Annotated in this window: 6 protein-coding genes and 1 pseudogene; 1 reads left to right on the top strand and 6 read right to left on the bottom strand. The window is 69.8% G+C overall.

Annotated features, from left to right (window positions below; all coding sequences use genetic code 11):
• Positions 1-191: 191 nt before the first annotated feature.
• From ACFVYN_RS35815 to ACFVYN_RS35795, 5 genes are all read right to left on the bottom strand, one after another.
• Positions 192-371: a DUF6104 family protein gene (locus tag ACFVYN_RS35815; protein WP_030049542.1), complete on the bottom strand. Its 180-nt coding sequence runs from the start codon at positions 369-371 to the stop codon at positions 192-194.
• An 87-nt stretch (positions 372-458) separates the two neighbouring features.
• On the bottom strand, positions 459-4,265 hold the full coding sequence (locus ACFVYN_RS35810) for a multifunctional oxoglutarate decarboxylase/oxoglutarate dehydrogenase thiamine pyrophosphate-binding subunit/dihydrolipoyllysine-residue succinyltransferase subunit (RefSeq protein ID WP_390006238.1): 3,807 nt from the start codon (positions 4,263-4,265) through the stop codon (positions 459-461).
• 294 nt (positions 4,266-4,559) lie between these two features.
• A complete protein-coding gene (locus ACFVYN_RS35805) occupies positions 4,560-5,666 on the bottom strand; it encodes an ATP-binding protein (protein WP_390006236.1) in 1,107 nt (368 codons plus the stop codon).
• Positions 5,663-6,400: a response regulator transcription factor gene (locus tag ACFVYN_RS35800; protein ID WP_352390195.1), complete on the bottom strand. Its 738-nt coding sequence runs from the start codon at positions 6,398-6,400 to the stop codon at positions 5,663-5,665. Before ACFVYN_RS35800 ends, ACFVYN_RS35805 begins: the two co-directional genes overlap by 4 nt.
• Before the next feature lie 123 nt (positions 6,401-6,523).
• Positions 6,524-7,201 carry a spermidine synthase gene (locus tag ACFVYN_RS35795; protein ID WP_390006234.1) on the bottom strand — a complete coding sequence of 226 codons (678 nt, stop codon included), beginning with the start codon at positions 7,199-7,201 and terminating at the stop codon, positions 6,524-6,526.
• A gap of 139 nt (positions 7,202-7,340) precedes the next feature.
• Between ACFVYN_RS35795 and ACFVYN_RS35790 the strand changes: the two are divergent.
• Positions 7,341-8,151: pseudogene (locus tag ACFVYN_RS35790) on the top strand (rhomboid-like protein).
• Here the strand turns inward: ACFVYN_RS35790 and ACFVYN_RS35785 are convergent.
• Positions 8,117-8,869, bottom strand: a complete 753-nt coding sequence (locus tag ACFVYN_RS35785; RefSeq protein WP_390006233.1) for a GNAT family N-acetyltransferase — start codon at positions 8,867-8,869, stop codon at positions 8,117-8,119. The pseudogene ACFVYN_RS35790 and the gene ACFVYN_RS35785 sit on opposite strands and share 35 nt — an antisense overlap.
• Positions 8,870-9,241 lie beyond the last annotated feature (372 nt).

Raw genomic sequence — 9,241 nt, 5'->3', positions numbered from 1 at the left:
CGCCTGGGGCCTACGACACCGCAGCGGGGGCTGGCTCACGGCGGGGGCGCTGCTGTGGGCGCCTGGCGCGTTCGGGGTGTCGTACGACCTGGCACCCCGCGACTGACGTCCATGCCGGATCCCCGCGCCCGACCGCCCGCACGGAACGCGGGGCGTCTGCGAGGTGGTCCTCAGACGGCGTGCCGTAGGGGCTAGTCGTCGTCCTCATCGTCGAGGCGGGCCAGCCACGTGGCCAGTCGTTCCACCGGTACCTCGAAGTCGGGATTGAGGTCGACGAAGGTTCGCAGTTGCTCGGCGAGCCACTCGAAGGTGACCTCCTCCTCACCGCGCCGCTTCTCCAGTTCCTCGATGCCACGGTCCGTGAAGTACATGCCGTCAAGGATAAGTGCGCTCAAACGGCCGGGCCGCACCCCTCGGAAGAGGGATGCGGCCCGGTCACGTACGGCCCCGGACAGGGGTTACGCGTCGAACACCTCGCGCACCAGCTGCTCCTGCTCCGCCTGGTGCCGCTTGGCGGAACCGACGGCCGGGGACGAGCTGTGCGGGCGGGAGATCCGCCGCAGCCGCTCGCCGTGCGGAACCTCGGCGCCGACCGCCAGGTCCAGGTGGTCGATCAGGTTGAGGGCGATGAAGGGCCAGGCGCCCTGGTTCGCCGGCTCCTCCTGGGCCCACAGGTACTTCTCGGCGTTCGGGTACTTGGCGATCTCCGCCTGGAGCTCGGCGCCCGGCAGCGGGTACAGGCGCTCGATGCGGATGATCGCCGTGTCCGTGATGCCGCGCTTCTGACGCTCGGCCTCCAGGTCGTAGTACAGCTTGCCCGCCACGAAGACGACCCTGCGGACCGCGGCCGCGTCCACGGACGTGTCGCCGATGACCGGGCGGAACTGACCCGTCGTGAACTCCTCCGTCTTCGACGCGGCGGCCTTCAGGCGCAGCATCGACTTCGGGGTGAAGACCACCAGCGGCTTGTGGTGCGGGTTGTGCACCTGCCACCGCAGGAGGTGGAAGTAGTTCGACGGCAGGGTCGGCATCGCGACCGTCATGTTGTTCTGGGCGCACAGCTGGAGGAAGCGCTCCACGCGCGCGGACGAGTGGTCCGGGCCCTGGCCCTCGTAGCCGTGGGGGAGGAGCAGGGTGACGCCGGACGTCTGGCCCCACTTCTGCTCCGCCGCCGAGATGTACTCGTCGACGATCGTCTGCGCGCCGTTGACGAAGTCGCCGAACTGCGCCTCCCACAGCACGAGCGCGTCGGGCCGGGCCAGCGAGTAGCCGTACTCGAAGCCCATGACCGCGTACTCGGACAGCAGGGAGTTGTAGACGTTGTAGCGGGCCTGGTCCTCGTTGAGGTACTGGAGCGGAGTGTGCTCCTCGCCCGTCTCCCGGTCGATGAGGACCGCGTGGCGCTGGCCGAAGGTGCCGCGCTGGGAGTCCTGGCCGGAGAGGCGGACCGGCGTGCCCTCCAGGAGCAGGGAGCCGACAGCCAGCGTCTCGCCCATGCCCCAGTCGATCGTGCCGTCCTCGACCATCGACGCCCGGCGCTGCAGCTGCGGCAGCAGACGCGGGTGGACGTTGAAGGTGTCGGGGATGTTGACCTGGGACTCGGCGATCCGCTTCACGACCTCCGCGGAGATCGCGGTGTTCACGGCGACCGGGAACTCGGCCCGCGGGTCGGAGACGGGACCGGCGGCCGGCTGGGCCGTGGCGGCCTCGCGGACCTCGGTGAAGACCTTCTCCAGCTGGCCCTGGTAGTCCTGCAGCGCCTGCTCGGCCTCTTCCAGGGTGATGTCGCCGCGACCGATGAGGGACTCGGTGTAGAGCTTGCGCACCGAGCGCTTCTTGTCGATCAGGTCGTACATCAGCGGCTGGGTGAAGGCCGGGTTGTCCGACTCGTTGTGACCGCGGCGGCGGTAGCAGATGAGGTCGATCACCACGTCCTTGTTGAACGCCTGGCGGAACTCGAAGGCCAGGCGCGCGACGCGGACCACGGCCTCCGGGTCGTCGCCGTTCACGTGGAAGATCGGGGCCTCGATCATGCGGGCCACGTCCGTGGCGTACATCGAGGAACGCGAGGACTCGGGAGCCGCCGTGAAGCCGACCTGGTTGTTGATGACGATGTGGACCGTGCCGCCGGTGCGGTAACCCCGCAGCTGCGACATGTTCAGGGTCTCGGCCACCACGCCCTGGCCCGCGAAGGCCGCGTCACCGTGCAGGGCGACCGGCAGGACCGTGAAGTCCGTGCCGCCCTTGTTGATGATGTCCTGCTTGGCGCGGACGATGCCCTCGATGACCGGGTCGACCGTCTCCAGGTGGGAGGGGTTCGCGGCCAGCGAGACCTTGATCTGCTCGCCGTCCAGACCGGTGAAGGTGCCCTCGGCGCCCAGGTGGTACTTCACGTCGCCGGAGCCGTGCATCGACTTCGGGTCGAGGTTGCCCTCGAACTCGCGGAAGATCTGCGCGTACGACTTGCCGACGATGTTCGCCAGGACGTTCAGCCGGCCGCGGTGGGCCATGCCGATGACGACCTCGTCCAGACGGGACTCGGCGGCCGAGTCCAGCACCGCGTCGAGCAGCGGGATGACGGACTCGCCGCCCTCCAGGGAGAAGCGCTTCTGGCCGACGTACTTCGTCTGCAGGAAGGTCTCGAAGGCCTCCGCGGCGTTCAGCCGGCGCAGGATGCGCAGCTGCTCCTCGCGCTCGGGCTTGGTGTGCGAGCGCTCGATGCGGTCCTGGATCCAGCGGCGCTGCTTCGGGTCCTGGATGTGCATGAACTCGACGCCGGTGGTGCGGCAGTACGAGTCGCGCAGCACGCCGAGGATGTCGCGCAGCTTCATCAGGGACTTGCCGGCGAAGCCGCCGACCGCGAACTCGCGCTCCAGGTCCCACAGGGTGAGGCCGTGCTCGGTGATGTCCAGGTCGGGGTGCTTGCGCTGGCGGTACTCCAGCGGGTCGGTGTCGGCCATGACGTGGCCGCGGACCCGGTAGGAGTGGATCAGCTCGAAGACGCGCGCGGCCTTCGTGACGTCGTCGTCGTGCGAGGCGTCGATGTCCTTGAGCCAGCGGACCGGCTCGTAGGGGATGCGCAGCGCCTCGAAGATCTCGTCGTAGAAGCCGTTCTCGCCCAGGAGGTAGTTGGCGACGACGCGCAGGAACTCGCCGGAGGCGGCGCCCTGGATGACCCGGTGGTCGTAGGTCGACGTGAGCGTCATGACCTTCGAGATGCCGAGCTTGTTCAGGGTGTCCTGGGAGGTGCCCTGGAACTCCGCCGGGTAGTCCATCGAGCCGACGCCCATGATGACCGACTGTCCGGGCATCAGACGCGGCACGGAGTGGACCGTGCCGAGGCCGCCCGGGTTCGTCAGGGAGACCGTGACACCGGTGAAGTCGTCCATCGTCAGCTTGCCGTCGCGGGCGCGGCGGACGATGTCCTCGTAGGCCTGCCAGAACTCGAAGAAGTTCAGCGTCTCGGCCTTCTTGATGCCCGCGACGACCAGCTGGCGGTCGCCGTTGGGCTTCACCAGGTCGATGGCGAGGCCGAAGTTGACGTGCGGCGGCTTGACGAGGGTGGGCTTCCCGTCCTTCTCCGCGTAGTGCCAGTTCATCGACGGCATGGCCTTGATGGCCTGCACCATCGCGTAGCCGATCAGGTGCGTGAAGGAGATCTTCCCGCCCCGGGCGCGCTTGAGGTGGTTGTTGATGACGATGCGGTTGTCGAAGAGCAGCTTCACCGGGACCGCGCGCACGGACGTGGCCGTGGGCAGCTCCAGGGAGGCGTTCATGTTCTTCGCGACCGCGGCGGCGGGACCGCGCAGGGTCACGAACTCCGGGCCCTCCGCGGAGGCGGCCTCGGCGGCCGGCTTCGCAGCCGCCGGCTTGGCGGCCGGAGCGGCCTGCGCCGGAGCGGCGGCAGGCGCGGCGGCCTTGGCCGGGGCCGGAGCCGCGGCGGCGGGCTTGGCGACCGGAGCAGCGGCCTGAGCCGGCGCGGCGGCCTGGGCCGGGGCGCTGGGAGCCGGGGCGGCGGACGGAGCGGTGGTGGTCTCCGCGGCCCCCGCGGCCGCGGTACCCGCCGCAGCCGGGGCGGCACCCCCCGACTTGTAGTCGGCGAAGAAGTCCCACCAGGCACGGTCTACTGAATTCGGGTCCTGGAGGTACTGCTGATAGATCTCGTCGACGAGCCACTCGTTCGGCCCGAACGCGGCAGCGGGGTTCTTGCCCGCTTGGTCTGCGTCGGTCGAGATGCTCGAGTTACTGGGGGACTGTGGCGACACGGCGGCAACCGCCCTCTTCCGCTTCTCACAAGGTGATGGACAGCGGGAATAAAGGCTACGCCCCCAAGACCGCGAAGGTCAGGCCGGGCCCGTCCATCGTCGTGTAAGTCACATCGAACAGCGCGTTTCACGGGTGGAAATGGCGGGAAACAAGCGTGGTTCCGGTACGTGCGTCCGCACGAGGGAAGCACCGAGCGGGGCTCTGCGCGACTGCCGCGCGGCCCGCTGCCTGATCACACGTGTCCGTCAGCGCGGAACAGAGGTGGATCTTGTGGCTCCGCTTCGAACTTTACGTCAACTTGGCAGAGAGGGAAGTCCCGGAAGGGTGACAAGGATCCGGCAACCCCGCTCGGATTCGGCCACTCCGATCCGGCCGCCGTGCAGATCCACCGCCCAGCGGGCGATCGCGAGCCCGAGCCCGGTGCCGCCGTCGCTGCCCGGACCGTGCGGCCGCATGACCTGACCGCGGTTGAACCGCTCGAAGACGCGGTGCCACTCCGAGCGCGGAATGCCGGGGCCCTCGTCGAGGATCTCCAGCTCGAGCGACTCGGGCAGCGCCCCGCGCCGCGCCTTGACCGTCACCCGTCCGTGGGCCGGGCTGTGCTTGACCGCGTTGTCGATCAGGTTGGCGACGACCTGGTGGATGCGCTCGGGATCGGCGTGCGCGGTCAGCTCGGGCGGCGAGACGTCGAGGTGCAGATGGACGTCGTTGCGCGTGTGGCTGCCGGATCCGGAGGCGATGCCCGCGCGCGCGGTGGCGACCATGTTGGCCTCCTTCAGCACGCCCGAGAGATACGGCCACACCTCGAACCGGCGCTTCTTCAGCGGTACGACGCCGTTGTCCAGGCGGGACAGGTCCAGCAGCGTCTCCACCAGCCGGCCCAGCCGCTCGGTCTGCTTCAGGGCCGTGCGCATGGTCTCGGGGTCGGCCTCGGTGACCCCGTCGACGATGTTCTCCAGCACGGCACGCAGGCCCGCGATGGGTGTGCGCAGCTCGTGGGAGACATTTGCCACAAGTTCCTTGCGCTGGCGTTCCTGGGCCTCCAGGTCGTCCGCCATGCGGTTGATCGTCTGGGCCAGGTCGCCCAGCTCGTCCCGGCGGTTCTCGCGGACCCGGCGGGTGTAGTCGCCGTGCGAGATGGACCGGGCGACCGCGTTCATGTCGTCCAGGGGAGCGGTGAGCGAATGCGCCACGAACTGCGTAATCAGCAGTGTGGCGATCATCGAGAAGACCGTGATGAAGCGCAGCTCGGTGGCTGTGCGCATCGCGATCATCATCAGCCCGGTGGTGATGAGGACCGCGATGACGACCAGGGCGCCCAGCTTGGTCTTGATCGAGAAGGGGCTCACCCCGCCCCAGGGTTCCCTGGGGTTTCTCCGGCCGGCCGGACCCTCGCTCATGGCGTCGGCGTCTCCAGGGCGTAGCCCACGCCGTGCACCGTGCGGATCCGCTCGGCGCCGATCTTCCGGCGCAGGGCCTTGATGTGGCTGTCGACGGTCCGGGTGCCGGAGGCGTCCGCCCAGTCCCACACCTCGGCGAGCAGCTGCTCACGGGAGAGCACCGCGCGCGGGGTGTTCGCCAGGCACACCAGGAGGTCGAACTCGGTGGGCGTCAGGTGCACGTCCTCCGAGCGCACCCGCACCCGGCGCTGCGCGTGGTCGATCTCCAGCTCGCCGAGCCGGAGGATGCCGGAGCGCGGAGTCGTGGCGGCCAGCGCGGCCCGCTCGACGCGCCGCAGCAGGACGTGCACGCGCGCGGCCAGCTCACGCATCGAGAACGGCTTGGTCATGTAGTCGTCGGCGCCGACGCCCAGTCCGACCAGCATGTCGGTCTCGTCGTCACGGGCCGTCAGCATGAGCACCGGCACCGGACGGGCGGCCTGCACGCGGCGGCAGACCTCCAGACCGTCGAAGCCGGGCAGCATGATGTCGAGGATCAGCAGGTCCGGCTGCCAGGCCTCGGCCGTGTCGACCGCTGACGGACCGTCCACCGCCGTTTGCACGAGGAATCCCTCGGCGCGCAGGCGGGTCGCGATGGCGTCGACGATCGTCGGATCGTCCTCGACGACCAGGACCCGGCGCTGGGCGCCGGGAGTGGCCGTCGAACCGTTGTGGGAGGTGTGTGTCTGCTCCATCGCCCGCCCCTGGGGAGTGCTTTCCGGAACCATGTGGGGTGATTCCTTGTCTGCGCATGACTGCGATTGACGCTTGAATGATCGGCGTAGGGAAGCAGAGTACGGGGAGCCGTCACACCTTTGCTATCCAGGTCGGACGCCGAGGTGGACGACGTCGGGTACGCCCCGGGCAACGGGGATCTCCTCGGTACGTACCTGTTGGAACCCGGCATTTGCCAGTGATTGCTCAAATTCCGGAGAGGGTTTCGCGGACCACACGGCCAGTACCCCGCCCGGCTTCAGCACCCTTGCGCAGCTTGTGAGTCCGGTACGCGCGTAGAGTCCGCCGTTGCTCTCCGTGACCGTCCAGTCGGGACCGTTGTCGATGTCGAGGCACAGCGCGTCAAAAGTGGCGCATGTCTCATTGACGAATCCGACCAGATCCGTTTTCAGAATGTTCGTCCGGGGATCGGCGAGCGCCTTCGCCGTGAGTGCCGAGAGCGGGCCCGCGCGGTGCCAGTCGATGATCGCGGGTTCCCGCTCGACGACCGTGATCCGGCCCCACCGGGGGTTCGCGACCGCGTGTGCGAGCGAGAAGCCGACGCCGAGGCCGCCGATGAGGACGTGTGGATCCGGGCGGTCGTCCAGCGCGGCGAGCGCGGCGTCGACGAGCATCCGCTCCGAGCGCCCGTCGGAGGTGTCCATCAGGAAGCAGCCGTTGGCGATGATCTGGAGCAACTCGCCGTGGCGCCGCAGGACGACTTCTCCGTACGGGCCCTCGCGACGGTCCAGGACTTCGGGAATGTCGTACGAGGTGGGCATCCGCCCATCGTGGCAGGTGCGGCGACCGGGCCGGGGCTCCTTGAGAAGTCCCTGTGAATCGGGGCCGGGGTGGCGTCGGTCACAGACAGCGGGTGGGTGGGGCGCGAAGGGTGGGGCGGGACGGAAGGAGCAGTTCACCTTGGAACGGACCGTGCCCCCAGCCCCTTCCGGCCCGCCCGCACCGGAAGCACCGGCCCCGGACGCGTGCTTCCCGGAGGCGGCCGCGCTCCTCGACGGGCTGCCCCGGCAGCGGGAACGGAGTGCCTCAGCGCCCCCGGTGACACCGGTCGTCCCGGACACCCGGTTCCGCGCCCCCCGTCTTGCACGGCTGCTCCCCACTCCCACCGGGACACCGTTCACCTTCGTCTACGGCGCCGTCCTGACCGCCGTCCCTGGCCGCCGCGCACCTGGACCCCACCCTCGTGCACACCCTGCACCAGGGCTCCAGCACCGATGTCGCGCACCTCGTGCGGATGCCCGTACTGGTGCTGATGGCCAGCGCGCTGTGGATCGCGGGCGGGATCCTCTCGCCGTACGCCCTCGCCCTGCTGTTCGTCCTCACCGCGCTGGAGAGGCGGATCGGCGGGGTGCGCACGGCCGGCGTCTTCCTGCTCGGCCATTTCGGGGCGACCCTGGCCACGGAGGTCCCCACAGGCCTCGCGGTCCTGGCCGGGCACCTGCCCGCCAGTTCGCTGCACCGCCTCGACTACGGCGTCAGCTTCGGCGTGGCCGCGAGCCTCGGCGCGCTGGCGGGACTGCTCCGGCCATGGCTGCGCTGGCCGTTGCTCGCCCTCTTCGGCTGGCTGCTGCTGACCGACCTGATCGCGTTCACCGACCCGCTGACCGACTGGGGCCACCCGATCGCCCTGGTGATCGGTGTCGCGACCTGGCCGCTGCTGCGGCGCCATCGACGGGTCAGCGGGCCGGCGGGGTCCAGACGTACGGCGTAGTCGTGGTCACCCCGTGGAAGCCGAGCCGGCGCAGGATGGGCGCGCTGTCGTCCGACGCGTCCACATGGAGACAGGTGACTCCCCGCGCGACGGCGAGAGCGGCGCGTACGGCGACCAGGGCACGGTAGATGCCCTGGCCCCGCCACTCGGCGAGCGTGGAACCGCCCCACAGGCTCGCGAACTCGGTGCCGGGGCGGAACGCCAGCCAGGCCGCGCACACCACTTCGCCGTCCGCCTCGGCGACGTACACCGCGATGTCGTCCGGCGCGGTGGCGATCCGGCCGATCAGGTCGTCGGCGAGCCAGCTCCGGTCCTCGCCCCACACCACCGACTCCATCGCGGCGATCCGGTGCATGTCGGCATCCGCCGTGACGCGGCGCACGGTGACGCCTTCCGGCAGCAGGGGCTGTCGTACGGCCATCTCCGCGGCCCGGCCGACCAGTACGGTCTCCCGCTCCTCGGGGACGAAACCGGCCGCGCTCAGTCGGTCGGTGAGGTCGGCCGGGGTGTCGTGGGAGCGGGTCTTCCACTCGACGGCCTCACCGCGCGCCGCGAAGAAGTCACGTTGGCGTGCGATGAGTTCGTCGAGCGCGTCGTCCTGCACGCCGAGGTCGCGCGGCCCGCTCACGAACCCGCGGAACTGACCGACGATCCGCAGCAGCGGCCCGTCCTGCTCGTACGTCACCCCTGTGGGCGGGGTCGGGGGAGCACCGCGCATCTGGTCGTCGTAGGCGGAGAGGAGGGGGTGTATGCCTGGGGTGGTCCTGGTCGTTCGTTCTCCCGGTCGTCTCGGTCGTCTCTCGGTCGTCTCGGTCGTCTCTCGGTCGTCTCGGTCGTCTCTCGGTCGTTCTGGTCGTCGCCCCGCGCGTCGGGAACTGCTGGTCCTGCCGGACCTCTCATCGCTCCGCCAGAAGCCTCGTCTGCCACGACGTGGCAGAGAGCGAGACGGTGCAGGTCGACATCGTGCAGCGCCCGGTCGGCCGGCCGACGGCGGCTTCGACTGCCATGCCGGTGCTCGTCAGGACGCCCGCCCTCGCCCCCCGTTCTCCCGCGCAAGCTCCCACACCGTCGCCGTCTCTCTCCCACCGCT

The organism is Streptomyces sp. NPDC058307 (genome assembly GCF_042880295.1).
In the GTDB taxonomy this organism is placed as follows: domain Bacteria; phylum Actinomycetota; class Actinomycetes; order Streptomycetales; family Streptomycetaceae; genus Streptomyces.
Note: the sequence above shows the minus strand (reverse complement) of the source record. Positions and strands in the feature narration are given on the sequence as shown.

Excerpts from the sequence above, each read along its gene's own strand:
- ACFVYN_RS35815 (WP_030049542.1), bottom strand. The coding sequence starts at position 371 with ATGTACTTCACGGACCGTGGCATCGAGGAACTGGAGAAGCGGCGCGGT.
- ACFVYN_RS35805 (WP_390006236.1), bottom strand. The coding sequence starts at position 5,666 with ATGAGCGAGGGTCCGGCCGGCCGGAGAAACCCCAGGGAACCCTGGGGC.
- ACFVYN_RS35800 (WP_352390195.1), bottom strand. The coding sequence starts at position 6,400 with ATGGAGCAGACACACACCTCCCACAACGGTTCGACGGCCACTCCCGGC.
- ACFVYN_RS35795 (WP_390006234.1), bottom strand. The coding sequence starts at position 7,201 with ATGCCCACCTCGTACGACATTCCCGAAGTCCTGGACCGTCGCGAGGGC.
- ACFVYN_RS35785 (WP_390006233.1), bottom strand. The coding sequence starts at position 8,869 with ATGCGCGGTGCTCCCCCGACCCCGCCCACAGGGGTGACGTACGAGCAG.